The 26,011-nt window shown below is 42.2% G+C and carries 22 protein-coding genes; 14 read left to right on the top strand and 8 right to left on the bottom strand.

Annotated features, from left to right (window positions below):
• Nucleotides 1-163 precede the first annotated feature (163 nt).
• Together BM095_RS04490 and BM095_RS04485 are read left to right on the top strand one after the other, a co-directional pair.
• Nucleotides 164-772, top strand: a complete 609-nt coding sequence (locus BM095_RS04490; protein ID WP_091658128.1) for an IMEF encapsulin system ferritin-like cargo protein — start codon at nucleotides 164-166, stop codon at nucleotides 770-772.
• 49 nt (nucleotides 773-821) lie between these two features.
• A complete protein-coding gene (locus BM095_RS04485) occupies nucleotides 822-1,670 on the top strand; it encodes a family 1 encapsulin nanocompartment shell protein (protein WP_091658125.1) in 849 nt (282 codons plus the stop codon).
• A 64-nt stretch (nucleotides 1,671-1,734) separates the two neighbouring features.
• Here the strand turns inward: BM095_RS04485 and BM095_RS04480 are convergent, their stop codons facing one another.
• Both BM095_RS04480 and BM095_RS04470 read right to left on the bottom strand, forming a co-directional pair.
• Complete coding sequence (locus BM095_RS04480) at nucleotides 1,735-2,199, bottom strand: hypothetical protein (RefSeq protein WP_091658122.1); 465 nt, start codon at nucleotides 2,197-2,199, stop codon at nucleotides 1,735-1,737.
• 227 nt (nucleotides 2,200-2,426) lie between these two features.
• The gene (locus tag BM095_RS04470) at nucleotides 2,427-2,813 is read right to left on the bottom strand and encodes a heme-copper oxidase family protein (RefSeq protein WP_091658117.1); all 387 of its coding nucleotides are present in this window, start codon (nucleotides 2,811-2,813) and stop codon (nucleotides 2,427-2,429) included.
• A 169-nt stretch (nucleotides 2,814-2,982) separates the two neighbouring features.
• On the opposite strand from BM095_RS04470, the gene BM095_RS04465 reads away from it, so the two are divergent.
• The gene (locus BM095_RS04465) at nucleotides 2,983-3,183 is read left to right on the top strand and encodes a YjfB family protein (RefSeq protein ID WP_091658115.1); all 201 of its coding nucleotides are present in this window, start codon (nucleotides 2,983-2,985) and stop codon (nucleotides 3,181-3,183) included.
• A 633-nt stretch (nucleotides 3,184-3,816) separates the two neighbouring features.
• Here the strand turns inward: BM095_RS04465 and BM095_RS04460 are convergent.
• The 4 genes from BM095_RS04460 to fdhA all read right to left on the bottom strand — a co-directional run bounded on the left by BM095_RS04460 (nucleotide 3,817) and on the right by fdhA (nucleotide 9,097).
• Nucleotides 3,817-5,280 (bottom strand): sodium:solute symporter family protein, encoded by a 1,464-nt coding sequence (locus tag BM095_RS04460; RefSeq protein ID WP_091658113.1) that lies wholly within the window; start codon nucleotides 5,278-5,280, stop codon nucleotides 3,817-3,819.
• Between the two features lie 124 nt (nucleotides 5,281-5,404).
• Nucleotides 5,405-7,039 carry an amidohydrolase gene (locus BM095_RS04455; RefSeq protein ID WP_091658110.1) on the bottom strand — a complete coding sequence of 545 codons (1,635 nt, stop codon included), beginning with the start codon at nucleotides 7,037-7,039 and terminating at the stop codon, nucleotides 5,405-5,407.
• 403 nt (nucleotides 7,040-7,442) lie between these two features.
• Entirely contained in the window at nucleotides 7,443-7,856 is a 414-nt protein-coding gene (locus BM095_RS04450; RefSeq protein ID WP_091658107.1) for a GlcG/HbpS family heme-binding protein, read from the bottom strand.
• Nucleotides 7,857-7,879: 23 nt separating this feature from the next.
• The gene (gene fdhA / locus BM095_RS04445) at nucleotides 7,880-9,097 is read right to left on the bottom strand and encodes a formaldehyde dehydrogenase, glutathione-independent (protein ID WP_091658104.1); all 1,218 of its coding nucleotides are present in this window, start codon (nucleotides 9,095-9,097) and stop codon (nucleotides 7,880-7,882) included.
• Nucleotides 9,098-9,320: 223 nt separating this feature from the next.
• Between fdhA and BM095_RS04440 the strand changes: the two genes are divergently transcribed.
• A complete protein-coding gene (locus BM095_RS04440; protein WP_091658101.1) occupies nucleotides 9,321-9,707 on the top strand; it encodes a winged helix-turn-helix transcriptional regulator in 387 nt (128 codons plus the stop codon).
• Between the two features lie 328 nt (nucleotides 9,708-10,035).
• Entirely contained in the window at nucleotides 10,036-11,595 is a 1,560-nt protein-coding gene (locus BM095_RS04435; protein ID WP_091658098.1) for a sensor domain-containing diguanylate cyclase, read from the top strand.
• A 92-nt stretch (nucleotides 11,596-11,687) separates the two neighbouring features.
• Here the strand turns inward: BM095_RS04435 and BM095_RS04430 are convergent, their stop codons facing one another.
• The gene (locus BM095_RS04430) at nucleotides 11,688-12,971 is read right to left on the bottom strand and encodes a Na+/H+ antiporter NhaC family protein (protein WP_091658096.1); all 1,284 of its coding nucleotides are present in this window, start codon (nucleotides 12,969-12,971) and stop codon (nucleotides 11,688-11,690) included.
• 219 nt (nucleotides 12,972-13,190) lie between these two features.
• Here BM095_RS04430 and BM095_RS04425 point away from each other — a divergent pair, with 219 nt between their 5' ends.
• The 8 genes from BM095_RS04425 to BM095_RS04390 all read left to right on the top strand — a co-directional run bounded on the left by BM095_RS04425 (nucleotide 13,191) and on the right by BM095_RS04390 (nucleotide 23,573).
• Nucleotides 13,191-13,895, top strand: coding sequence for a FadR/GntR family transcriptional regulator (locus BM095_RS04425; RefSeq protein ID WP_091658093.1), 705 nt, complete (start codon nucleotides 13,191-13,193; stop codon nucleotides 13,893-13,895).
• A gap of 284 nt (nucleotides 13,896-14,179) precedes the next feature.
• Complete coding sequence (locus BM095_RS04420) at nucleotides 14,180-15,583, top strand: FAD-binding oxidoreductase (RefSeq protein ID WP_091658091.1); 1,404 nt, start codon at nucleotides 14,180-14,182, stop codon at nucleotides 15,581-15,583.
• The gene (locus BM095_RS04415) at nucleotides 15,576-16,898 is read left to right on the top strand and encodes a (Fe-S)-binding protein (RefSeq protein ID WP_091658089.1); all 1,323 of its coding nucleotides are present in this window, start codon (nucleotides 15,576-15,578) and stop codon (nucleotides 16,896-16,898) included. Before BM095_RS04420 ends, BM095_RS04415 begins: the two co-directional genes overlap by 8 nt.
• A 24-nt stretch (nucleotides 16,899-16,922) precedes the next feature.
• The gene (locus tag BM095_RS04410) at nucleotides 16,923-18,203 is read left to right on the top strand and encodes an aspartate aminotransferase family protein (protein WP_091658086.1); all 1,281 of its coding nucleotides are present in this window, start codon (nucleotides 16,923-16,925) and stop codon (nucleotides 18,201-18,203) included.
• A gap of 22 nt (nucleotides 18,204-18,225) precedes the next feature.
• Entirely contained in the window at nucleotides 18,226-19,650 is a 1,425-nt protein-coding gene (locus tag BM095_RS04405) for an NAD-dependent succinate-semialdehyde dehydrogenase (RefSeq protein ID WP_091658083.1), read from the top strand.
• Between the two features lie 162 nt (nucleotides 19,651-19,812).
• A complete protein-coding gene (locus tag BM095_RS04400; RefSeq protein ID WP_091658080.1) occupies nucleotides 19,813-20,580 on the top strand; it encodes a class II aldolase/adducin family protein in 768 nt (255 codons plus the stop codon).
• A 106-nt stretch (nucleotides 20,581-20,686) separates the two neighbouring features.
• On the top strand, nucleotides 20,687-21,700 hold the full coding sequence (locus tag BM095_RS04395) for a dimethylarginine dimethylaminohydrolase family protein (RefSeq protein ID WP_091658077.1): 1,014 nt from the start codon (nucleotides 20,687-20,689) through the stop codon (nucleotides 21,698-21,700).
• A 160-nt stretch (nucleotides 21,701-21,860) separates the two neighbouring features.
• Nucleotides 21,861-23,573: a M20/M25/M40 family metallo-hydrolase gene (locus tag BM095_RS04390; protein WP_245757808.1), complete on the top strand. Its 1,713-nt coding sequence runs from the start codon at nucleotides 21,861-21,863 to the stop codon at nucleotides 23,571-23,573.
• Between the two features lie 66 nt (nucleotides 23,574-23,639).
• On the opposite strand, the gene BM095_RS16315 is transcribed toward BM095_RS04390, so the two are convergent.
• Nucleotides 23,640-23,852, bottom strand: coding sequence for a hypothetical protein (locus tag BM095_RS16315; protein WP_143083179.1), 213 nt, complete (start codon nucleotides 23,850-23,852; stop codon nucleotides 23,640-23,642).
• A 161-nt stretch (nucleotides 23,853-24,013) separates the two neighbouring features.
• Between BM095_RS16315 and BM095_RS04385 the strand changes: the two genes are divergently transcribed.
• The gene (locus BM095_RS04385; RefSeq protein WP_177194688.1) at nucleotides 24,014-26,008 is read left to right on the top strand and encodes a transporter substrate-binding domain-containing protein; all 1,995 of its coding nucleotides are present in this window, start codon (nucleotides 24,014-24,016) and stop codon (nucleotides 26,006-26,008) included.
• Nucleotides 26,009-26,011 lie beyond the last annotated feature (3 nt).

Here is a 26,011-nt window from a genome sequence, read left to right as displayed (position 1 = left end):
AAGGTGGTTTAGAGAGGAGAAAAGGGAGGAAAAAGAATGAAGACAGAGAAATTATATTATAGTCGCTATTTGTTTTTCAGAAATCTCTGATTTGTGCCATTTGGTGAGCATACACTAGTAATTAGGAATAAAAAGATTATGATAGAGAAGTGGAGGTGGATGTATGGATATGTTTTCCGAGGCAGAACGTATTTTTAAAGCAACACGTGATGCCCTAAGTGAATTTAAAGATATTATTACACCAGTGATAGAACATGCAAAAGATGAGCATGAAAGGTTGTACTGGCATCACATTTATGAGGAGGAAGACCACCGTCTGGATCGGTTGGACCAACTGCTTCCAGCGCTTGAAGCATTTCAAAATAAAAAGGATACACCTTCTGGGAACAACAGTGAATTCGTTCGGTTGTTGCAAGACATCAGTTTAGAAAAATTCGGTTTACATAACTTCCTAGAGCATTTAGATCTCTCCTTGTACACCTTTGAAGGTACCGAATTTGAAGAAAAAATTAAGTCCTTGCGAAACATGACAGCCGAAGATTATGAGACCTCCAAACAGCTGCTGGAGCAAATGAATGAAGAGTTTAACGTAGGGCTCGACTATAAAGCGGCAACACCCACTGATGAGAAAGAAGAATTGGATGAAAGCTTGAAAGTAGAAGCGTATACGGGGGAACCCGCAGAACAAGTGGAAACTCAAGTTGAAACGGAGAGCGAAAAAACTGAAAAGCATAAGAAGAAGCTGACAGTCGGAAGTTTAAAAAATAGATAGCGATAGGATTACCAGAAGTAATGGTAAAAGTTAAACTGGGGGTTTGTTTATGGATAAAACAACAATATTTGCCGATTCGCCGTTAAATAATGAGCAATGGAATGCACTTGACCAAACGGTGTTTGAACATGCGAAAAAACAGCTGGTTGGAAGAAGATTTATTGATATATACGGACCACTGGGAGAAGGAGTCCAATCCGTCCCAACTGACATTTACGAAGCACCAGGAAGAGGAGGTATGAGCTTTCATGGCTCGGATTCCGAACTTTCCACGCCAACTCGTCGTGTCAACTTAACAGTACCTTTATTGTATAAGGATTTTATTTTGTTTTGGCGTGATATTGAACAAGCAAAAACATTGGATAGTCCCATAGACTTCTCAGCTTCTGCCAACGCAGCGCAACAGTGTTCTTTGTTAGAGGACGATCTCATTTTTAATGGATCGAAGGAGTTTAAGCTAAAAGGTCTTATGAATGTGAAAGGAAGACTTACTCATATTCGTAGTGATTGGATGAAATCCGGGAATGCTTTTGGAGATGTAGTTGAAGCTAGAAATAAACTGCTGCAAATGGGGCACACCGGTCCGTTCGCGCTCGTACTATCACCCGAATTGTATGCATTGATTCATCGCGTTCATCAGGATACAAACGTATTGGAAATTGAGCACATCCGTGAATTGATGACGGCGGGAGTCTTCCAGTCGCCGATGATCCGAGGAAGCCGAGGAGTCGTTGTGGATGCAGGACAGCAAAATGTAGACCTTGCTATTGCCAGTGATTTTGATACATCCTTTTTAGATGAAGAAAACATGAATTATTTATTTAGAGTTTACGAAGCCATCGTTCTCCGCATTAAACGTCCAACAGCGATATGTACGATAGAAGAACCTGAAGAGTAGATGCGGATGAAGACATGTTAAAAGGAAACCAATCGTGGGAGTAACACGGTTGGTTTCCTTTTATCTAGGCTATCGTATATATTTTGTCTTCAGGGATCACGGAGCTGACATCGACTTCTTGGTGCACATTCTTTAAGCCAATGTCTTCAATAAGCAACATCGCTTCTTCTAAGAAGAGAGGATTTAAGCTATCTTCATTTAATTCAAACAGGCGTTTTAAATATTTTAATTTCTGCTGCATTTTTCTATGCTTAAATGCTTCATTGTTGAGTTCGCATATCTTTTTATGTTGGGGCTGATGAATAAGGCTGACTTCTTTTACATTCACCATAAGAGTCTGCCCATCCTCTGTTACACACGTCATCGAACACACTGCCGAACCAATTAACTCTACTTTTGTCACGACCACATTCTCGTATTCTTCTCCAGAAGTGAGACGAAGATAATCACTTTCAATGACACCGCCTACTTTTCTCTCATTGCGAAGAATAGAATTCATATCGTCAAAGCCTGTAACCTGTCTGTTCATGACGATGACTCTCCTTTTTATCCTTAAGTATTTACTATTTAAGTTATTTTATACCCATGACGTGATAACGATTCTCATTATCATAATTGTAATCGATAAAGAAAGGCAGGTCAAGGGATTATTGTTAGAAATGTCTAAAATTTTAATGAGTAGAAATGAAGCCGAGAATTTTGTGTTTTTACGGTATGGAGAAGAAAGATGGGAGAAGGAATACTAGCTTTTTGTGTTTATAGCTGGGAATTGGCGGTGTGATCGATGTTCCGAAGTACATTAATAATAAAACACAATATACCGAGAATCGTGATAACCCCACCAATAGTAGCGAGGAGGTAGAAAGTTGGTATCTCAGTTGCAGCCCCCAATACAATTGCAAACATCATTACGGGAAGCCCTATGTTATGAAGCCAAAAATGCCAACGTGCGGCAGGAGTTCTTTCAAGCATAGGAAATAAATGATACAAGAGACCAGCGATGGCCAGTGACGTCCATCCAAGCAAGTTTAAGTGAATATGAACAGAGGTTAGATTCATCAAGTGAGTGACAGATAAGAACAACCCAAGTAACACGCCTATGATGAAATATATAACCGCTATCTTCATTAAACGAATTCCCAAGACGGTCGTCCTCCTCTCTTTAGAGGTGTAGTACCACACGAATTATATGAGCGTGTCACTCAAAAAATGTTATCTTTCTACACAAATACAGATATAAAAGAGGAAGTAGGAAGGTAAAAATTTTTAGCATGACGACGATACCAAGTGTAAGTGGGAAAGGGGGAATTAGATGGATATCGCTCTATTATCAATGGCTATGAGTCAAGGAAAAGTACAACAAGATACGTCCGTCGCTTTAATGAAGAAATCGATGGATCAAGCTGAAGGACAAGGAAAAGCTCTTGAAAAATTAATGTCTTCTGCCGATGTGCAGAAAGTACAGCAGGCAGCTCAACCGCATCTAGGCAGCCGTATTGATTTAAAATTATGATAACAAAGCTGTATTCGCAAGCTTAGTTGCTTGGAACGCATACAATTCGTAAGCAGCGGCCGCATTTCTTAGGAGACGGCTGCTGCTCATCTGTACTCGTCTCTAAAACAACAATCTTTACAAAACAGCCTAACAAAGGGGTGGGGTTACGTAAGCATTCGGAAGTTGCCCCAAAACTAGTGGCGAACCAGGAGGAGGTCACGGAACGCGCCGAAAGGTACCCAGTCAGAGAGGACATGAGTTGCTCGCGTCACGCAAAGGAAGGAACGTTTCCCAGTGGATATCCATAATCTTCAGGAAGTCACGCAAAGCCGAGACCATACCCAAATGATTCCGAGACGTCTGATCCGGTCACGCTATTGCTACTTCCAGGCTCAGCGCTCCATCGCATCCGCAAACCTCCTGTTCCTTAACCAAGAACCTTTCCGACTCAGCGCTTTAATATTAATCAAACGTTGTTTAAGAAAGCACTGTTTTCTGGTAGCCTCTGACACATCCTTGTTTTGGATCATTATTGAGAGTCTTATAAACACAATGAAAAAGCGCCGGCCTCTTCTTAAAGAGAACCGGCGCCTTTGTATGAGAAAAAGGATATGAGGTGTCCTGTGCATTCTATTTACATCGATCTTGTTCTTAAGAAGTTTTTCTTTGAGCTGGTGTATCCTCTTGGATTTCTTCTATAATATTGCTTTCTGGCTTCGTCATGAAGGTTACAGCTAGAAGAACAATAATAGAAATTGGCAGTCCAAGGAACACGGGATGCCATCCGAATGGGTGACCAGCGAGTTGCCAGATAACTGCTACTACCAGGCCAGTCCACATGGAGGCTAAGCCAGCTTTACGAGTTGGGCGCTTCCAGAACAATCCAATAACGATCGGTGCAAGTAATGCAGATACGAGCATGGCTGTTCCGGTAATCCATAGCTGCACGAGCTGTGGAATATAAAGAGCTAACAGCACGGAAATAAGGGAAACAATCCCAACCGACATACGGCTGTACAACAACATATTTTTTGTTTTGTTTTCGTCCTTCAAACGTGGCTTAATAAGGTCATTTACAATAGAAGATGATGCAGCCAGGAAGAAGGAGTCAGCACAAGAAATAACAGTTGCCAATAAGGCAATCATCATTACAATCACTAATGGGAATGGGAAGACATCCCCTACTACGTAGTAATAGACTAACGCTGGATCAATATTGTCAATTCTTAGTCCATAATTAGCGAAGACACCAATAGCAACCGTAATGACACTAGTAATGATGGCTAAAACTGCAGAAAGTAAAAATCCATTTTTTGCGACTTTTAAGCTCTTTGCAGCCCAGAAACGTTGCCATACGTCTTGTCGTACAAATTGATAGGCACCTAATGTTAAGAAGAGCACCGCAAGTTCAGTCGTAGAAATATTAAATATGCTTAGGCTTTCTGCTTCACCTAGAGATTGTGCGTTTTGAGAAATGCCTTCCCAACCGCCAGAAGCTAGAATAACGACGACGAACAATACGAAGATACCTACTGTTTGAATGGTGCCATGCACCGCGTCTTGCCATATGACAGCTTTTAGTCCGCCAAAGTACGTTTTCATTGTGAGTAAAACCCAGCCAATAAGAATACCAATCGTCATGTTAAGTCCATTCGTTAAATTTAAAATTGTCGCAATAGAGACGAACTGCATCCCTGTAATTGCACAATAGGCACATAAAACAGCTATAACAGTCGGGATACGAGCACCTTCACCGTAACGAAGTGCAGTATAGTCTCCCATTGTCACCATGTTATATTTTTCGCCAAGCTTTCTAATCCTGGTTAATAGGAAAAAGCCCATGAGAAGCATAGGAATACCTAAGGAAAAACCTAACCATAGTTGTCCCATTCCTAAACGGTAACCATCTGTCATGTATCCAAGTAGAATGGAGCCACCGACAGCTGTACCAATAAAAGTTAAAATGAGGGGATACATAGAAACAGTCCGTCCCGCTACATTATAATCGTCATACGTTTTCACTCGTCGATTAATAAATACGGCAGTTCCAAATAGGAAGAAAAAATAAACAATTACAGTAATACCGATAATTAACTTCTGTTCTTCTGTAAACATGATTTTAACACCCTGCCTTCTTAAATGAGTAATATCTTAGTTGAGAGATTAATGATATCGCTTTCACCATTCTGGGTCAACTGGAAATTAGGTTTTATTACCATGAAACTTCTTAAATAAGGTGTCATCCGAGAATGGTATGATGCTCTTTGTTTCGTATTTTTTCATATTTGACTTGCCCTTCCACCATGGTTAATTCTACTTCGAGGTCTTTGATATCTTCTTTCTCAATTTCCAGAGGATCTTCATTAATTACGATGAGATCAGCGTGTTTTCCAACCTCCAGGCTCCCGATAAGATTTTCATCAAACCCGCTATAAGCAGCGTCCCTTGTATAAGCTTTTAACGCATCCTCTGCGCTGATTTTTTCCTCCTCTCCACAAGCTTGACCACCAACGGTTTTTCTAGTGATGGCAGCATACATTCCTAGAAAAGGGTTTCCGTTACAGATAGGCATGTCGGAATTCCCAGGAGCAACAATGCCATAATTCTTAAAGGAAGCTTGTGGAAACGCCTTGCTCGTACGCTCTTTTCCTAAATTGAGAAGATAGCTTTCACCGAGTGAATAGATAAATCCAATAGAGGAACCGGCAACGATGTTATTGTCTGCTATCCGTTCTAAATGGTTATCTGATGGCAGACAACAGTGTTCGATCCGGTTTCTCATCGAACGGATCAGATCTTGATCTCCTGCATTTTCAATGGCGGTGACAGCTTGTTCGATTGCTAAATCTCCGATTGCATGAATAGAAACGCGCAAACCATTTTCAATCGAACGGCGTACATGGTGATTAATTTTTTCCTGGTTCATATAAAGAACGCCGTGATTATCTGATTCACCTTCAAATGAATCCGAAAAAGCAGCAGACCTTCCTCCGACACCGCCGTCAAGCATGTATTTCATACCTTGAATATTCAGACGGTCATCTCCGAACCCGCTTTGGAGACCAAGCGAGAACATCTCCTCTTCATAGCCCTGAAAGCCAGTTTGCGTAATGCCCCATATCCAGAGACGAATTTTCATATCCAGAATTTGATCATTATAAAGCTCCTGATAGACCTTCATTTGTTCAACATTTACGGCCATGTCATGGGCTGTGGTAATTCCCCATTTCAAGAACTGCTTTTGGGATTCTTTGAAAGCTTCTTTTAATTGTTCAGGCGCAGGCTCTGGTATGTGAAACATCTTCGCAGCATTTTCTTGCGCGTAACCATTAAACTCTCCTGTTTCCTTATCACGAAGAAAACGTCCGCCATCTGGATCTTTCGGGTTTTCCGGAAGGTTTGAAGCTTCCAGCGCCTTTTTATTTACTACAGCATTATGTTTACATTGTCGCTGTAGGATGACGGGATGATCTGGAGCGACTTCGGTTAATTCTTTCAGTGTAGGAAAACGTTTGTCTTTCAAGCGCCCTTCATCCCAACCGTGACCGATAATCCATTCGCCCTTTGGAATTTCTTGGCTTCGCTCTTTTACTTTTATCAATATATCATCGATCGTAGGCGCAGCTTCAGGGCGTAAGTCTAGAAGCAGAAGATCAGCAGCATAAATGATAGGATGAGCGTGACTTTCTATGATACCTGGAAGAATAGTACGTCCTCCGGCATCTATTACTTTTGTATTCTCACCTTGCCAATCTTTCGCTTTCTCTCCAACAGAGACAATTTTTCCATCTTTGATAGCTAATTCATGAACCTGAGGATTGCTATCATTCATTGTATAAATGTTGCCGTTTTGAATAATCGTATCAGCACACATCACATCACCTTCCTTGATGTTGGAATCTATGAGATTTTTGTGACAAGTTTTTCTTTTCTTTTAATATTGCAATATTCATGCCAAGTTTGTTTTATGGGAATATATGTAAAACGTTGTCAAAACGCTTACATGATACTTACACATAACGACAAATAATTTGAAAAATACATATTTGATCTTAAATCGAATCGACAATTGTCAAAAATGGATCAAAAAATATCTATTTTGCTGAAGTTTTGATCTGTTAATGGATCTTACGGTGGGCTGAGTGAACCATATTAAGGTAGGATGCGAGAGAAGGTGATAATTATTTACGAAAAGAGACAGGAAAAGAACGCCCTGTTTACGTTTTACAGGACGTTCTTCCAACCTTTTATAATATTGCGGGGGAGGGGGTGGAGGATTAATTTATTTGTTCAAAAGCACGTACGCCAGCTTCTGCTACTTGTACGTCATGTGGCACGGTGCTGCCGCTAACGCCGATAGCGCCAATCACTTTGCCGTCACGTTCGAGAGGGATGCCGCCTCCGAATACGACAATGCGTCCATTATTGGTTGTATTTAATCCATATAATTCTGCATTTGGCACGGTTGCTTCCGCTAATTGGGAAGTAGGCATCTTTAAAGCAACCGAGGTCCATGCTTTATTTTCTGCGATATCAACACTGGCAATCCAAGCATCATCCATTCGATGTTTTGCTACGAAATTTCCTCCCTCGTCTACAATAGCGATAACCATGGAAACACCAATCTGTTTTGCTTCTTGTTCAGCACCTTCAATGATCTTTCTAGCTTCTTCTAATGTTATTCCGTTCATAAGTATAAACCTCCTCGTTTAAATTAGTTACGCACGAGTCCGTGTGGGTCAATAACAAATTTTTTAGCCACTCCGCTGTCAAATTGCTGGTATCCATGAGGAGCCTCATCTAGGGAAATCAGTGTGGCATTAACCGCTTTCGCAATATTTGCCTTTCCATGCAAAATAGAATTCATTAAATCACGGTGGTATTTCATCACAGGGGTTTGACCTGTCACAAAGGTGTGTGCTTTCGCCCAGCCTAATCCAAAACGTATGCTTAAGGAACCTTGTTTCGCAGCTTCATCTGCAGCGCCTGGGTCCTCTGTGACATACAGTCCAGGGATGCCAAGCTGACCAGCTGCCCTAGTGATGTCCATAATGGAATTTAAGACAGTGGCAGGAGCTTCTTGTGCATTCTGTCCGTGAGCGGAAGCTTCAAAACCAACAGCATCGATTGCACAATCTACTTCTGGTGTGCCGAGAATCTGATCGATCTGCTCCCCAAGGTCATCGTGGTCTCTCAAGTTGATCGTTTCACATCCAAAGCTGCGAGCCTGTTCTAACCGTTCGGGAATGAGGTCGCCAACGATAACAACAGAAGCTCCTAGTAACTGAGCAGAATGAGCTGCTGCCAGCCCTACTGGTCCTGCACCCGCTACGTAAACCGTCGCTCCCGGATGAACCCCAGCACTTACGGCGCCGTGATAACCCGTTGGGAAAATATCAGAGAGCATCGTTAAGTCCATAATTTTATCCATCGCTTGATCTTTATCAGGGAATTTTAGCAGCTGAAAATCAGCGTAAGGGACCATCACATATTCCGATTGACCGCCTACCCAGCCGCCCATGTCAACATATCCATAGGCAGACCCGGGACGGTCAGGGTTCACGTTAAGACAGACGTGAGTATGCTGTTCCCGGCAATTTTGGCACCGTCCGCAGGCAATATTAAATGGTACTGACACCATATCGCCTTTCTGTATAAACTCCACGTCTCGTCCGGTTTCAATGACTTCTCCTGTAATTTCATGTCCTAATACAAGACCTTCAGGGGCGGTGGTGCGTCCCCGTACCATGTGTTGGTCACTGCCGCAAATATTGGTCGTAATCACTTTTATAATGACGCCATGTTCACACTTCCTTCCGACGTTGAGCGGGTTTACGCCGGGTCCATCCCGCAGAACAAGATCCGGATAATCAATGTCCTGCACTTCGACTTTTCCAGCACCCATGTAAGCAACAGCCCGATTTCCTGCCATTACGCATTCCTCCTATAGTTAAGTAATGAGCGGTTAACAGATCCTTTGCATTGAAGAATAATAAGTACTCCAGTAAAATAAAAGGGAGGTAAAAAAAGGAAGAAGGAATCTTAGTCCCCGATGAACTCCCTGATTTAACTTTACCAAGAGCAATCAGTCACCGAAAGAATGCACTTTATTGTAATAAGGTAACCTTAAGGAAACTATAGGAGGGTGACAGCGGTTGGGAGATGTTCGTGAAGAAACGTTAAAGAAAATTAAAAATGGCCAGTTTAACTGTGAGAAAGAACTGACTCTGTCGTTAATAAGTGGAAAGTGGAAAATCACCATTATCTATTACTTAGGAACAGATGGAACGCTCCGCTTCAACGAGATCCGGAGGTTGTTCCCGAAAATCACCCATAAAGTGCTTACCACACAGCTCCGCGAATTGGAAGAAGACGGTATAGTGAATAGACAAGTTTACCCCGAAGTTCCGCCAAAAGTAGAATACTCACTGACAAAAAGAGGAGAAAGTTTAATGCCAATCATTCATCACATGTATGATTGGGGGAAAGAACACATCCATTCTTTCGCAAACGCAGTGGAAAAAAATACGCCTATCAGTTAACGCCTGGTTTCGTTTTTCTGAAAAATGAGACAACGATACTATAGATATCTCATAAAAAGTAAAAATAGTTCTCAAGAGGAAGGATAAAGAGTATAATGAACTAGTAAATTTCTCATGAAACAGAACGAAAACAGGGTTCGTTTTACCCAAAACGTGGTATAGCTAAGGGACGAATGTTCCGCCCCCAGTATGGCCTATGATGAGGACAGGTGAACCTGTCACAGCTGCGCAAGGCGCTTCGTTCTCTTAAAGTCAATGTGTAGTGTAGAAGAAAAACACGAATCATTTGAAGTTTGCATTGGCAATACTATGTTGGGGGATAAACTATATGCGGAGTAACCGAGAAGGCAAAGATATACACGCACTCCAGTACCTTTTAGCACAATATGAACAGTTATTAGAAGCGGTAGCTAGAGCATCCAATCAGTTGATTGTGACAGAGGACATTCCACTAGCCATTGAAAAATCTCTTAAGGCTTTTGGAGAAGCGATAGGTGCCAAAAGAGCGTTTATCATGGAATATCATCCTCATTCTGATACAAAAGAGCCGGCTCTTAGTATGAGATATGAGTGGGTGGCGGAAGGAGAACGTCCAGCGATAAACGATCCCGATGAACAAAATGTACCTGTTCGGCAAAAAGGAACAGAGCATGTCATAAAACAATTAAAAGCGGGTAACATTGCCACCATGCACATAGATACTCTTCCAGACAGCACACAAGAGAACCTGCTAAAGAAAAAAATTCCCACTCATCAGCTTGTTCCTATTATTATAGGTCAGAAGTTTTGGGGTTTTTTTGGAATTATGGATGAGGACGAAACGAAGTGGGGAGACGTCAATTCCCGTGCATTATTTACAATAGCTGGGAGTCTTGGTGCAACGATCAAGCAATTAGAAGAACATGAGGCGAGAGTTGAAATAGATCATAAGTTTGCAGACGTGGTGGCAAATGTACCTGGAGTCATTTATCAATGGGTAGAAAGAGCGGATGGGACTTACGCAATGAATTTTGTTAGCTCGAAGTTAGAGGACATGTTCGGGATAGATGCCAAAGCGGTGGAAGAAGATGTGCAGGAACTGACTAAATATATTCCTCCTGAAGATTGGAAAAATTACAGGCATGCCATACATATTGCTAAAACGGAAATGACGCCGTGGGATTTTAAGGGGCGTTTTCGGACAACAGAGGGAGTAAAGTGGTGGCATGGTATTGCACGTCCCTCGCTCTCTAGAAATGGCGATATCATATTTAATGGCATTTTAATGGATATTACAGTACAGAAGAAAGATGAAGAAGAGCTGAAACGGAAAACTCTTGAGTTGGAAGAAGCGAATCGAAAACTGGAGAAAATGTCGCGTGTCGATTCGCTTACCGGCATTCCTAACCGAAGACAGTTTGATGAGTTTCTTACATTTACTTGGGAAAGTGCCCGACGAACAGCTTCTGACGTATCTATTATATTTATCGATATTGATGACTTTAAAGCCTATAACGATCATTACGGACACTTAAAAGGGGACGACTGTCTGAAAGAAACGGCGTCGATCTTAAGAGACGTGTTGAAACGATCCACAGATTTTGTTGCAAGGCTCGGAGGGGAAGAGTTCGTGGCGGTTCTCCCGGATACTGATCCAGAAGGAGCTGTCCTTGTCGCCGAACGAATGCGCGCCCGTATCGTAGAAGAAAAAATGAAACACGAAGGCCCGAGAGGCGGAACATACGTTACAATTAGCGCGGGCGCAGCAAGCGCAAGACCTGTGGATAAAAAAGTAACCATGCACCAGCTCCTTGATATGGCGGACCAAGCGCTATATGAAGCAAAAAGCAATGGAAAAAACCAAGTTGTTTGTAAGAGCTGTGGTGTGATGAGTACCGATAAGAAGTGAGATGTGATTGGCTGTACGCTACAAAGAAAAGGCTGTAGTGAGAGTTTCTCATTACAGCCTTATTTTCATATATACAACGAGGAGTCAAAAGGTTATTGTTTCCTGAAAAAGAGAAGAATCGCTATAATACCACTGACCCCAATCAAAATTTGATAAAAAGAATAGGGGAGGATGGCCAGAGGAGAAACGGCAGCAAGTCCAGTTGCCGCGAGCATCTGTCCGCTGTACGGAACGAGGCCTTGAACACAGCAAGCGAAAATGTCTAATATGCTTGCGGATTTTCGACTCTCGATCCCATATTCTACTGCAATATTTCTGGCTAATGGACCACTCATCAAAATGGCCACAGTATTGTTTCCTGTCGACGCATCGACAGTACTAACCAGTCCGGCAATTCCAAATGCTGCTCCTCGCTTTGTCTGAACTCTTTTATTAATAAACTCCAGGATGAAAGCTATTCCCCCGTTATGCTTGACTGTCTCTACCATCCCACTCAGCAATATCGCTAAGATGGCGATATGTTGCATGCTCCCTATCCCTTCTTCGGCAACTTGCAGAAATTCCAAAAACGTAAATGAACCATTCAACAAACCGATAGCGCCGGAGAAGAGAATTCCTCCAATTAATACGATGACAACATTCACTCCTAATAAAGCAATAATAAGAACAGCTATATAAGGAAAGATCGTAATAATATCAAAATGGTAATCTCCACTCACTACTGCCTCTCCGGTCGGAATGAGAGCGAATATGACTGCGGCAGCAATAGCAGCAGGAAGAACGATGAAAAAATTCGTTCTAAATTTATCTTTCATTGTCGTTTGTTGAGTACGCACGGCTGCGATAGTTGTATCGGAGATCATTGATAAATTATCACCGAACATGGAACCGCCAATGACTGCCGCGAGTGCTAATGGGATAGGGGATCCTGTCTGTTCAGCGATTCCGATGGCGATGGGCGCAACAGCAACGACCGTCCCTGTCGAAGTCCCCATTGATATGGAGATGAAACAGCTAATTAAAAAGAGACCTACCATAAGAAGGTTTGGCGGTAGGGAGGATATCCCCAGGTTTACGATAGAATCCACAGCTCCGGTGGCTTCTGCTACGGAAGCAAACGCTCCTGCCAATATAAATATCAAGGCAAGCAAAATAATATTCGGACTGCCGCCGCCTTTTGTGAATATAGTAACTTTCTCCGCAAACGACACTCCGCGAATCATTGTAATCGCAACAATACTTGCTATTAACGCAGCCACAATAATAGGCATGCTCTTAAAGTCTTGGGTGATAGCTGCTGAACCAACAAAAAGTAACACAAATATAGCTAAAGGAAGAAGTGCAAATGGATTCGCTTTCCTCATTTCCTCACTCATCGAAGATCGTCCTTTCTACTATTCCTGTTAGAACGAAATTGAGTGTAACACTGTATGGCGGCGATGTCCAAAGAAATAAAAGAGACCTTAGTAACGTTATTTCCAGATCATCCTTTGACACCAATAACAAAAATTTTCTTGAAATAAAGTGAAGGTTATATTATTGTATACTTATAATACAAGTTAACGTTTTATTATTCACTTAGGAGATAAATAGAAATGAAAATAGAGCGCAAAAAAGTATCTATGCAAGTGGTAGATCATTTAAAACAAATGATCAAAGATAAAAAGTTAAAGCCTGGTGACAAACTTCCCTCCGAAAACCAATTAACGGAAATGTTCGGAGTAAGCAGGACGCCTGTTCGAGAAGCGTTGAGTGTTCTCGAGGCAAGCGGCCTCATTATGTCCCGTCAAGGAGGAGGAAGTGTCGTTCAAACAGCTTCTATTGATCATTTTCTGGAAGAAACACAATTTGAGTTCGTTGATTCTCAAGATATTTTAAATTTGCTCGAAACAAGGATCATTGTCGAAACAGGAGGAGCCCGGATGGCGGCAGAACGCCGTACCTCCGAAGATTTGAAGATAATAAAGAAAAAGCTGGAAGCTGTCCGGAAAGCTTACGAACATAACGAGATCGGACATCAGGAAGATATTGCTTTTCATACAGCTATTACAGAAGCGACTCATAATCCGATACTGCTTCGAACGATGAAAAATATGTCAGACTTATATGAAAAAGCAGTGAAATTTTCCTTGATGAAAAATATGGGAATTCTAGGAAAGCGCACGAAAGTACTTAATGAACATGAACGACTTTTTAATGCCTTGGAATTGGGAGACAGCGCGGAAGCCGAGAAAGCAATGTATGAGCATTTAAATAACGCGAAGAAAAAGTTTGAACAAGAGATTGGCCGATTACCTTAACATCCCTGCCAGCATGTCCTGTGCAAAGAGAGCAACTAAGATTTTTTGAAAGATAAAACATTCAGAGTGATGTCTAGCTTCAGGCGTCATCGGCTCGAGATCGCTTCAACCCGTACTGCGGCGGCAAAGCCTCCTCAGGCCCACACGACGTGGGTCAGTTCGACGTTGGCACAGGACGTGACGTTCTTAGTCGAACTTCCTTCCAGCGCTTGTCGCCGATAGGCAGGCGCCATGTGCTTTTCTTAGTAAGGTGTGAAAATTTCTTTCAATAGGAGGCGTTTCTTTTGGAAAAATGGAAAGAAGCATTAACCACGTTTATACCAAAACAACAAATTTTTACAGAACTTGCGGATCGATACAGTTATAGCTTTGACGGTTCGTTTGGTGAATTCCTTCCGGATGCGGTCGTCCAAGTGAAGACGAAAGGTGAAGTCATCCATTTACTGAAAGTGGCTAATCGCTACCGAGTCCCAGTTACACCAAGAGGACAAGGGACGTGTTTAAGTGGCGGCCCGCTGCCCGTGAAAGGTGGGATTGTACTGGATATGTCGCAATGGCCGGCTACGATTGAAGTGATTCCGGACGATTTAATAGCGGTCGTATCTCCAAGTGTTCTTACCGCAGAGATTAACAAAGCAGCCGAAGAGCATGGATTGATGTATCCGCCTGATCCAAGCAGTGCTCATGTGTCTACTATCGGAGGAAATTTGGCAGAAAATTCAGGAGGTCCTCGCGGTCTAAAGTATGGTGTCACGAAAGATTATGTGATTGGTCTTGAACTCGTCACTCCTGAAGGAGAAGTGATTAACACAGGAGGCCGTACAATCAAAAATGTCACCGGCTATGATTTAACGAAGATTATTGTTGGTTCGGAAGGGACTCTCGGAGTAATTACGAGAGCTACTTTAAAGCTCGTACCAAAACCACTGGCGGTTCAAACGTTGATGGCAGTATTTAACGATGTGGAACAAGCAGGTAAAGCTATTTCGAAAACATTAACATCAGGGATTGTCCCTTCAAAAATGGAGTTTATGGATCAGGCTTGTACGATTGCCGTGGAAAACTATAAACCATCGGGGCTTCCGGTCGATGCGGCTGCGGTTTTAATTATTGAGCTGGACGGTCATCCTTCAGCGATCCAAGAGGAAGCGGAAGCGATTGAACATATAATGGTAGAGCTCGGTGCGGTGAATATAAAAGTACCAAAAGATGAGGAAGAAGCGGCTAATATTTGGCATGCGAGAAAACAAGTATCACCAGCTATTGCGAAGATCAAGCCAACGAAAGTCTCAGAAGACGCCACCGTTCCGCGTAGTAAAATTCCGGCTATGATTGAACGGTTGGAAGAGATTAAAGAAAAATATCAAGTGGAACTGGTTGTCTTCGGTCACATTGGGGATGGGAATCTTCACCCAAATATTTTATGTGATAAACGAGATAACGAGGAAATGGAACGGGTAGAATTAGCGGTTGGAGAAATATTTCAAGCTGCTATCGACCTTGGAGGTACACTCTCCGGTGAACATGGCATCGGTACAATGAAGGCTCCTTTTATGGAACAAGAGCTTGGGGAGGTCGGTTTGGAAATGACAAAGAGAATGAAAGACAGTTGGGATCCAAACGGCATCATGAATCCGAATAAGATATTCCCTGAAAAAGGCCAGAAGCTGGTGCTGCGAAATGAGTAATATACAAGAGCTTCAACGAAAACTGAATTACGATAAAACCTTTGACTGTGTGCAATGCGGGTATTGTCTGCCAGCTTGTCCTACCTATGAAACGATGGAAAAAGAAACTCATTCTCCGCGTGGGCGTATTAATATGGTAAAGATGGTGGCTGAAGGAAAAGCCGATCTTGAGGATTTACAAGAACCCATTGATAAGTGTCTTGGCTGTATGGCCTGCACGACAGTATGTCCAACCGGTGTAGAATACGGCGCCATTTTAGAAGGAGCAAAGGAAACACTAGAGGACAACCAACAGAAGTCTAAGCCACAGCAAAAAGCAGAAGACTTTTTATTTGGAACATTCTTCCCTTCTTCGTCGTGGATGAATCGGCTGGGAAACGCAGCCTGGCTGTATCAAGCGACAGGACTGCAAAAAGCAGCTCAGGCATTAAAATTAACAACAGTTGCTCCGCTGCATTTGGATAAATTTGAAAAGGTTCTGCCGAAACAGCCATCTCCGAATGAAAGGAAAAATCGCCCGCAACGGGTATTCCCGGATGGTCCGTCAACTGCAAAAGTCGCCTTCTTTACGGGATGTGTGATGGACAGCACCTTTTACCGGATCAATGAACAGACCATTGAATTGCTTCGCTTAGCGGGAGCGGAAGTCATTCTCCCAGAAGCTCAGACGTGCTGCGGGGCACTTCATGCTCATTCTGGTAAAACAAAAAAATCCAGGGAACTGGCGATGGAAAACATTAAAGCCTTCGAACAAGAAGATGTCGATTTCATCGTTAATAATGCGGGAGGTTGCGGGGCTCGCCTTGTAGAATACGACCATCTTTTCGAATCAGGAAGCGACTGGCATGCAAGAGCAAAAGCTTTCACGAATAAAGTGAAAGATATCTCCGAGGTATTGGTTGAATTAGATGGTCTTGAATTTACAAAGAGTGTTAATAGAGTCATCACGTACCAGCCGTCATGCCATATGACAAATGTCCAGAAAGTCGTGGCCCCTCCGCGTCAGTTAATGGATCAAGTACCTGGACTTCAATTAAAAGAGTTAAACAATCCTGATTTTTGCTGCGGTTCAGCAGGAATCTATAACATAGTGAACTACGAAGACTCAATGGACATCCTTGATCGCAAAATGGAAGACGTAACAACAGTTCAACCAGAAGCTATTGTTACTACAAATCCTGGATGTCTCTTACAAATGAAAATAGGGATAGAGCGGGAGAAAGCAGGGAAACACATGGAAGCTGTTCACTTAGTTGAGCTCTTAATGGAAGCAGCGCCAACATCTAAAGAAAAAACAACTTCCATAAAAAGATAAATTTTATAAAAAGGCGGGAATGATATGACAACAAAAACAACGAAAGAAACACTTGCACAACGAGCAGAAAAGGTAATGCCTCCTATCGCTAAACGAGCAACGGAGTTAGGAGTAGTGAAAGCAGAAGGTCATTACCTTTACGGGGAAGATGGCAAAAAATACTTGGATTTTGCGAGTGGTGTGGCTGTAACAAATATCGGACACAATCATCCCCGTGTTGTAGAAGCAGCGAAAGAACAGCTCGATGAAATGATTCATGCTGGTCATAATGTAGTGTATTATCCAAGCTACATCGAGCTTGCTGAAAAGTTGAATGACCTCACTGGCGGCGACAATATGGTATACTTTAGTAATAGCGGTGCGGAAGTAAACGAAGGTGCTATCAAACTAGCAAAAAAAGTGACAAAACGCCCTGCACTTATCTCTTTCAAAAGAGGATTCCATGGTCGTACACTTGGGACGACGTCGATTACAGCATCAAGCTCGTCATATCGTGCCGACTATGAAGGATTAATGCCTAGTGTGTATTATGCAGATTATCCTTATGCCTTCTATCATGGACGCACAGAAGAGGAAGAAACAGATCGTTGTATTGCTCAGTTAGAAGAGTTGTTTCAGTTACAAGTCACTCCTGAACAAGTGGCCGCTATTATTATGGAGCCGATTCAAGGGGAAGGCGGCTATATCGTACCTCCTGTAGCATTTGTCCAAAAAATAAGAGAAATCTGTGATAAACACGGCATTCTACTCATTTTCGATGAAATACAAACAGGATTCGGCCGTACTGGTAAAATGTTTGCCTACGAGCATTTTGACGTAAAGCCTGATATTGTTACACTAGCAAAAGGAATCGCTTCCGGGTTTCCTTTAAGTGCTCTCGTTGCGAAACGTGAGTATATGGAACAATGGCCGGCAGGGACACACGGAGGAACATTTGGTGGTAACCCAGTTTCATGTGCTGCTGCTATAGCAACTATTGATGTGCTCGAAGAAGAAGGATTAGAGAATGCAGTGAAACAAGGAAACTATTTTAAACAGCAGCTTCAGAAACTTAAAGAAAAGCATGATTCTGTTGGGGAAGTAAGAGGTCTCGGCCTGATGCTGGCGATGGAATTAGTAGATGAAAAAGGGCAGCCAAACCCTGATAAGTTGAATCAGATTAGAAAAGCAGGATTGGAACAAGGTGTTATTTTGTTAGGCTGTGGCACCGAAAAGAATGTTTTGCGTTTTATTGCACCAACTACAGTAGAGTCTGCTGAAATTGATAGAGTCATAACACTAGTAGACCAAGAACTTTCCAAATAATACATACAAGGGAGATGAAGAGATGCTTTATATTAATGGGGAATGGACAGAAGGAATCAATAAGGAAAAAATGGAAGTTATCAACCCGGCTACAGGAGAGCTTGTTCAAGAGACAGCAAGAGCAAGCGAAGAAGACACAGAGCAAGCAATCGAAGCTGCATCTGCCGCTTTTCCTGCTTGGAAAAAAACTCCTGCGAAAGAAAGAGGAGCGTATATTTTAAAGGCTGCTAATATAATGAGAGAGAGACTAGATGAAATCGCAGAGACTCTTACAAAAGAAATGGGTAAGCCTTTGAACGAAGCAAAAGGGGAAGTAAATCAGAGCATTGAATACTTTGAGTGGTTTGCAGAAGAAGGAAAGCGTCTGTACGGTGAAATTATTCCTGCATCTGTCAACTCCAAGCGCCTCATGGTTGTAAAAGATCCAGTAGGTGTTGTAGCTGCGATTACACCGTGGAACTTCCCAGCTGCAATGATTGCCCGTAAAGTAGCACCAGCTCTCGCAGCAGGATGCCCGATCATTGTAAAACCAGCTTCTGCTACTCCGCTTTCTGCTATGAAGATAGTAGATGCGTTCCATGAAGCAGGTCTTCCGAAAGGTGTCTTGAACTTGGTCATTGGATCTGCTTCCAAGACAGCTGGTCCAATGATGAAGAGCCCAGAAGTACGTAAAGTAACATTCACTGGTTCTACAGAAGTAGGAAAAGTGTTGATTGAACAATCCGCAGCGACAGTGAAGAAAATGTCTATGGAATTGGGCGGCCATGCGCCATTCATCGTGTTTGAAGACGCAGACCTCGATAAAGCAGCAGAAGCTGTAGTGGGAAGCAAGTTCCGTAACGCGGGGCAAACTTGTATCTGTACTAACCGCGTGTACGTCCAAGAATCTGTAAAAGACGCGTTTATTGAGAAGTTTGCAGCTAAAGTTAGCGACCTTAAAATTGGTAACGGACTGGAAGAAGGCGTAGAAATTGGTCCACTGATTGAGCCATCTGCTTTAGATAAAGTAGAAGAGCACATTCAAGACGCTGTTCAAAAAGGCGGTAAAATTGAAACTGGTGGTAACCGTGTCGCTGGTCAAAAGAGTGATCAATTCTTTGAGCCAACCGTTATTTCTAATGCAAATGATGAAATGCTCATCACCACAGAAGAAACATTCGGACCGGTTGCTCCTGTTTACACATTTAAGACAGAAGAAGAAGCAATCAAGCGTGCAAACCATAAAGAATACGGCTTAGCAGCTTATTGCTTCACAAATGACCTCAGCCGCAGCCACCGCATCATGGATGATCTTGAATACGGTATTGTAGGTATCAACGATCCAATTCCTACCACAGTTCAAGCTCCGTTCGGTGGTGTGAAAGAAAGCGGAATGGGACGCGAAGGTGGAAGACAAGGTATCGAAGAATTCGTAGAAGATAAATACGTTTCCATCGGTAATATCTAATTGGAAAGAGAAATGGCCATTAATCCAAGTGATTAGTGGCCTTTTTTTGAAAGTATTATGTTGATGTGAAAGTGATCCGGTTTCGGGTGTCCAGATGGATGGTTTACCTGTTTATTACCGACGTTTTTGTAAAGAAATTATTCATATAAAGGAGTGTCTCAGATGAGTGATTTGATCGATCATCAACAGTTCAACAACGCATCGAGAACAGTAGAGGAAGAAAGAGCACATAGAAAAAAGATGCTTGCTGCCTCCTTTCGCCTATTTGCAAGGTTTGGCTTTGACATGGGAGTGGCTGGACACATCACGGCAAGAGATCCTGAATTAACAGATCATTTTTGGGTAAACCCGTTTGCGAAGGACTTTAGTCAAATCAAAGTGTCTGATTTAGTATTAGTAAATCACCGGGGAAAAGTGGTAGAAGGGGACCAGCCGATCAATAAGGCGGCCTTTGCGATTCATTCGCAAATCCATGAAGCGCGCCCGGATGCAGTGGCTGCGGCTCACTCCCATTCAACCTACGGAAAAGCATGGTCAGCGCTGGGGCGACTGCTTGACCCTATTTCTCAAGACGCGTGTGCGTTCTACGAGGATCATAGCCTGTTTAATGACTACACGGGAGTGGTATATGAGACGGAAGAAGGACAGCGAATTGCTAATGCGTTAGGAGATAACAAAGCAGTCATTCTTCAGAACCATGGTTTGTTAACCGTGGGAAACTCTGTTGAATCCGCTGCATGGTGGTTCATATCCATGGAAAGAGCTTGCCAAGCGCAAATGCTGGCAGAGCAAGTGGGAAAACCAATTGCGATTGAAGAAGAAAATGCCAAGAAAACATGGGAGCAAGTCGGGTTCCCGCAAGCAGGTGTTATCAACTTTGAACCTCTCTATGAACGCATTGTAAAGGAAGAGCCAGATTTTATCGATTAATCATTAATGAATGACAGGTCGCGGAGGCTTTCTCCGCGGCCCCATTTGTATCTAGAGAAAGTTTTTTATATCATAGGAACATCTACTCATTTAGGAGGGTCAACATATGATTACACTGCAAGAATTGCTGGCTGGTAATAAGGTGAAGGCTCGAAACCATAACAAAACACTAGTGAACCATGTATGGGATCGCTACTGGGGATGTACTGATCATGTGAGCGAGGTGGAAACAGTACTTGTTCACCGGCCCGGAGAAGAGGTGTTAGAATTTCAGAATGCTTCCTATGATGAGAGATTTGATGCCCTCTTTCTTAAAGGGGAAAACGGAGAAATTAACAGTTACATACTCGGCGACACTCCCCCTGACCTTGAATTAATGCAAAAACAGCATGATACGTTGACAACAATTTATAGACAGCACGGCATTGACGTTATTGAACTAGAAGATAGTCCGAAACTTTTAACGAACCGTTTGTTTCCAAGAGACGTTGGTATGGTCATCCCTGGAGGGGTCGTACTGTCACGTTTTGCCCTCCCTATGAGATATGCAGAAGTAAGAAACGCCCAAAAAACATTTGCCAAACACGAGATACCTATACTCGGGACGATTCAAGGGAAAGGGACCATGGAAGGCGGCAGCTTTATTATGATTGACCCTAACACCGCTGCAGTTGGGACATCGGTCCGCGTCAACCAGGAAGGAGTTCAACAACTTCGATCCATACTTGCAATGCAGGATATCGAATTAATAGGTGTAGACTTGCCTTCTAATTTAATTCATTTAGATGAAGTGTTTATGATGGTGGATCATAAAACGGCATTGGCCGATTATTCAAAACTTCCTCACTGGTTCATAGAAACGATGAAAGAAAAAGAAATAGAATTGATACCAACGGATAACAGAGATCCAGAATTAACAACGAATTGTCTGCCGATTGCTCCGGGGAAAGTTATCTTTTCCACGAACGGCACTTATACCATGCAACGTCTTAAGGATCATGGCATTGAAGTGATCGAGATTGATATATCGGAAATTAATAAAATGGGTGGAGGTATTCACTGCAGTACGCTCGTCTTAAAGCGGAAATATTCAGCATGGGCTGACATGGAAGAAGAGTGAGCTATCAGAGGATAGTCTGTCGTAGTATAATGAGGTGGAGACGTGTCTTACAAAGCTGATATCAGCATGTTAGCTTACGGTTTGAAGGGCCGTGCGTCGTCCATCTTACATCCTTTCCAGAAGCAACAACTTTGTTAGAAAATGAAGGAGGATCATCATAGTGTCTTTACAGCACGTACAAACAACAAGAGTTCCTGAAGCTTCCATTGTATTTAAACGTATGATGGAAATGGATGAATTTGAAAGGCTAGAGTATCTGACAGAAGTACTTGTTTCGATTCCCAGCGTAAACGGAACAAGCGGCGAAGCGGACATCGCTGAATACTTGATAGATTTACTTCGTCAGGCTTCTTATTTTCAACAGAATCCCGAATATTTGTGGAGCGTACCATTGAAGGATGATCATCTGGGCAGGAAAAACATATTTGCTTTTCTGAAAAAAGAAAATGCAGAAAAAACGATCATTTTTCATTCTCACATGGACACAGTAGGTGTGGAGGACTTTGCAGATCTGCAGAAGTTTGCTTTTTCTCCCCGGGACCTACAAGAACATTTTAAACAACAGACTCAGTTTCCAGAGCTGAAAGAATGTGCCGAAAGTGGCGAGTGGATGTTCGGACGCGGGGCGACGGACATGAAATCAGGTGCGGCAGTCCACATCTCTAACTTATTGTATTTTATGGAGCATCCAGAAGAATTAGAAGGTAACCTACTTCTTATGCTTAATCCTGTAGAAGAAAATGAACATACAGGTGTAATTGAATCTGTAGCTGAACTGCAAAGCTTGCGTGAGAAACATAACATAACCTATAAAGCAGCGATTAATAATGATTTTGTGACAGATTTATACGAAGGGGATTCTTCTATTAATATATACACTGGTGCGGTAGGGAAACTTCTCCCGTGCTTTTCGATATATGGCAGAGAAGCTCATGTCGGAGAGACACTGCATGGAGTGGACCCGTCTCTCGTATCGGCCGAAATTAACCGACGCATTAATAACAATATGGATCTTGCGGAAAAGATGGAAGGAGAACACATGCTGCCTCCCACTTGTTTACAACAAAGAGATTCCAAAGATTTTTATAATGTCCAAACGGCGTTAAAAAGCCGCTTATACTTTAATCTGTTTATTTATGAACGATCTCCGAAAGATGTAATGGATCAATTAAAAGAACAAGCGGCGGAAGCATGCCGTGAAGTTGAACAATACATGAAAAAACAATACGAAGCTTTCATGCAAAGGGGAGGATACCCTCGTGGAGAGACTCCGGATTGGAACGTAGATGTATTTACGTTTGATGAATATAAGGAGTATCTACAAAATATTGGAGTCCAAGCAAATCAAATCATCAATGATATGACTGCGGATTATAAAGGAGAAGAAAAGCGTGAAGTAGCCTTTGCCATTGTAGAAGCGTTACAACAAGCAGATCCAAACAGAAAACCCAAGGTTGTTATTTTCTTTGCTCCGCCATATTGCCCACATAATTATTTGCGAGAAGAGGTCGAGGAGGAAGAACGCCTTCTTCACATTCTGAAAGATATTGCTGAAACCTATGAAGGAGCTCTTAAAAAACAACTGAATAAAGAGTTTCAAGTAAAGAAATTTTTCCCGTTTTTATCTGATAGCAGCTACCTCTCACTGCACGATACAGAAGAAGAGATAGATTCATTAGTAGAAAATTTTCCTGGCTACGAGACGATTTACCCCGTCCCAGTCAAAAAGATCCGCGAAGCTAATATTCCGGCTATTAATTTAGGTGTATATGGAAAAGACGCCCATCAAAGAACAGAACGGTTATATAAACCATATTCTTTTGGCCTTCTGCCGGAATTAACGAGGGAAGCGGCAAAATTAATGCTAAAATAGAAGAAAGATACGCGACTAACGAACGTTTGTTCTGTTTAAAGTTCTATGCTATAATCAAAACAGCTGTTATAAAGGGAAACGGCGGTACCTTGCTTTCTGTTGTTCTCCTCTCCGGAGACGGGAAGGGGGTGCCGCTATTGGTAACTCTGTTCGAAATGCTGATGGTGATGATTGCTTTTGGCGCTCTCGTTGCAACCATTGTTTCGGAAAAAAGAAAAAAGTAACCCCATTATCCTCTGGCCGGAGGCAGGTTACTTTTTCCAGTGATCCGATTTTCATTACCGCCGCTTCTCTTTAGCAGCCGTCTTGAACGTCAGAGGACAATGTCCCTGGCGTTCCTTTCTTTTCTCTATTTATTATAAGCCACCTTCCCGTGAAAATCAAAAATTGCTGCAGGTTAAACGCTTTGTTGTAACTGTAAGAGAAAGAGGAGGATGCAAGTGAAATGCCGGATTGGGATACTTATTGCCGTCATAAGCATGGTATTTACTATGCCGCTCCATGCTGAAGAAAATAATACACTTACTGTAGCGTATGATCCTCATTTGCCGCCAATGCATATAAACGAAGATGATCGTGTCACAGGGTTTTCTGTTGAATTATTAAATCACGTCGCTAAACATACAGGTTATTCCGTGGAATATATCCCTATGACCCAGGAAGAATCATTGAGAGCGATGGCGAATAATGAAATCGACATGATTCTATCTATTCCTTTTTCAGACCGAAACGCAGAAGTGGTGGAATTTAGTGATTCTATTTTATCCACCTCGTCAGGACTTCTCGTGCCGAAAGAGGCGGATATACATGGAATTTCAGATTTGTCGTCTCACACGGTTGCATTGCAGCGACATAGTGTAGAGGAGGAGTTTTTAAGAAATATTAGAAGGCTCCGCTACCAAGCTACGAGTAACCAAGAGACGGCGCTGCGTGTCTTTTTGCAAGGAAGAGCGGACGCTTTTGCTGGAAACGTGTTAATGGCTGAATACTATGTGCAAAACCATGCTCTTCACGATTCGTATACGTTTGTAGAAAAACATATGTTACCGCTTGAATATACTATTGGCGTCGGCAAAGAACGTTATTCATTGTTAAATACTGTAAATGAAGGTCTTCGAGAGGTAAAGAGCAATGGGACATACCTTGAGTTGTACGAAAAATGGTTTGGTGAAAGAGAGAGCCTCATCGTTGATCAACTGTGGAATGCCGTCCGAATTATAGGGACATTGCTTGTCATTGCTGTTATACTCATACTCATTTGGGTGAGATGGAATCGGCAGCTCCAAATAGAGGTAAAACGAAAAACAACTGATTTGAACGTTCTCAACCAATCTCTGCAAGAACAAATCAAACAAACGAAGAATAGCACGGAATTTCAACGACAGATATTAAATTCCAGCCCGCGAGGAATTATTACCATTGATGAGGAAAAAAAGATTACCTCTATTAACCCGAGAGCAAAGCATATTCTTGGTATGGAAGGAAAATATACAGGCAAGTTTTACACAGAGCATCCATTTTTAAAGGAGGTACTCCATTCCAAGTTCTCTCCTGTGATTGAAGGAGACGGAACACAATATTTAGGGTTAGAAACGACTTGGATAAGAAACGGCGATCAGAAATTATACTTACGTTATTATGTTTATCCTTTAAACGATTTTACCGGTGACGTGAAAGGGATAATTTTTGGATTAGAAGATAATACAGAAGAACAGAAGATGAGGATGCAAATTTTTGAGCAAGAGAAGAGCCGAGCGTTGATTCGAGTAGTGGCAGGAATTGCTCATGAAATCAGGAACCCTTTATCCTCTATAAAAACATTTGTGGAGTTGCTCCCGAAAAAGTTTCAAAATGAAAAATTTAGAGAAAAGATGAGTACATTTTTACCACAAGAAATTGATCGAATTAACCAGCTAATTGAAGGATTAATGAATTACTCACGACCACCTCGACAAAAAAGGGAAGTAGTCAATGTAGCAACTATCATTCAAGACTGTGTCGTATTGTTTGAAAGTGCTATGGAGAAAAAGGGCTTTATCCTTTCTTGGTCAGCTCCAGAACACTTATATGTTAAGGTAGATGCAGACCAATTAAAGCAAGTCATTATTAATTTAATGATTAATGGAATGGATGCCATGGAGGAAAAAAATAGAGAAGGGTTAACTTTTACTATTCGGGCATGGAAAACAACGAAAATGGTTCACATCGTTCTAGAAGATGAAGGAACTGGCATCTCCGACAATGCAAAACAAATGTTATTAGAGCCATTTTATACAACGAAAGAAAAAGGAACTGGGCTTGGCTTATCGATTGCCCATCAGTACGTGACAGAGAACAAGGGACAGCTAATAATAGATGGAGAAGAAGGAGAAGGGACGCGTATTGAATTAATATTTCCATTCGTCGAAACAAGAAAAGATGTGATAAATGACTAGAGG

The sequence above is a fragment of the Alteribacillus iranensis genome (genome assembly GCF_900113025.1).
Classification (GTDB): Bacteria; Bacillota; Bacilli; order Bacillales; family Marinococcaceae; genus Alteribacillus_A; species Alteribacillus_A iranensis.
The sequence above is the reverse complement of the archived record's forward strand: the minus strand, read 5'-3'. Positions and strand labels throughout refer to the sequence as shown.

Bases quoted from the DNA above. Each gene is read 5' to 3' on its own strand.
- BM095_RS04435 (WP_091658098.1), top strand. From the start codon at position 10,036: ATGCGGAGTAACCGAGAAGGCAAAGATATACACGCACTCCAGTACCTT.
- BM095_RS04450 (WP_091658107.1), bottom strand. From the start codon at position 7,856: ATGAACGGAATAACATTAGAAGAAGCTAGAAAGATCATTGAAGGTGCT.
- BM095_RS04460 (WP_091658113.1), bottom strand. From the start codon at position 5,280: ATGTTTACAGAAGAACAGAAGTTAATTATCGGTATTACTGTAATTGTT.
- BM095_RS04465 (WP_091658115.1), top strand. From the start codon at position 2,983: ATGGATATCGCTCTATTATCAATGGCTATGAGTCAAGGAAAAGTACAA.
- BM095_RS04410 (WP_091658086.1), top strand. From the start codon at position 16,923: ATGACAACAAAAACAACGAAAGAAACACTTGCACAACGAGCAGAAAAG.
- BM095_RS04405 (WP_091658083.1), top strand. From the start codon at position 18,226: ATGCTTTATATTAATGGGGAATGGACAGAAGGAATCAATAAGGAAAAA.
- BM095_RS16315 (WP_143083179.1), bottom strand. From the start codon at position 23,852: ATGAAAATCGGATCACTGGAAAAAGTAACCTGCCTCCGGCCAGAGGAT.
- BM095_RS04480 (WP_091658122.1), bottom strand. From the start codon at position 2,199: ATGAACAGACAGGTTACAGGCTTTGACGATATGAATTCTATTCTTCGC.
- BM095_RS04415 (WP_091658089.1), top strand. From the start codon at position 15,576: ATGAGTAATATACAAGAGCTTCAACGAAAACTGAATTACGATAAAACC.
- BM095_RS04425 (WP_091658093.1), top strand. From the start codon at position 13,191: ATGAAAATAGAGCGCAAAAAAGTATCTATGCAAGTGGTAGATCATTTA.
- BM095_RS04395 (WP_091658077.1), top strand. From the start codon at position 20,687: ATGATTACACTGCAAGAATTGCTGGCTGGTAATAAGGTGAAGGCTCGA.
- BM095_RS04455 (WP_091658110.1), bottom strand. From the start codon at position 7,039: ATGTGTGCTGATACGATTATTCAAAACGGCAACATTTATACAATGAAT.
- BM095_RS04400 (WP_091658080.1), top strand. From the start codon at position 19,813: ATGAGTGATTTGATCGATCATCAACAGTTCAACAACGCATCGAGAACA.
- fdhA (WP_091658104.1), bottom strand. From the start codon at position 9,097: ATGGCAGGAAATCGGGCTGTTGCTTACATGGGTGCTGGAAAAGTCGAA.
- BM095_RS04485 (WP_091658125.1), top strand. From the start codon at position 822: ATGGATAAAACAACAATATTTGCCGATTCGCCGTTAAATAATGAGCAA.
- BM095_RS04490 (WP_091658128.1), top strand. From the start codon at position 164: ATGGATATGTTTTCCGAGGCAGAACGTATTTTTAAAGCAACACGTGAT.
- BM095_RS04430 (WP_091658096.1), bottom strand. From the start codon at position 12,971: ATGAGTGAGGAAATGAGGAAAGCGAATCCATTTGCACTTCTTCCTTTA.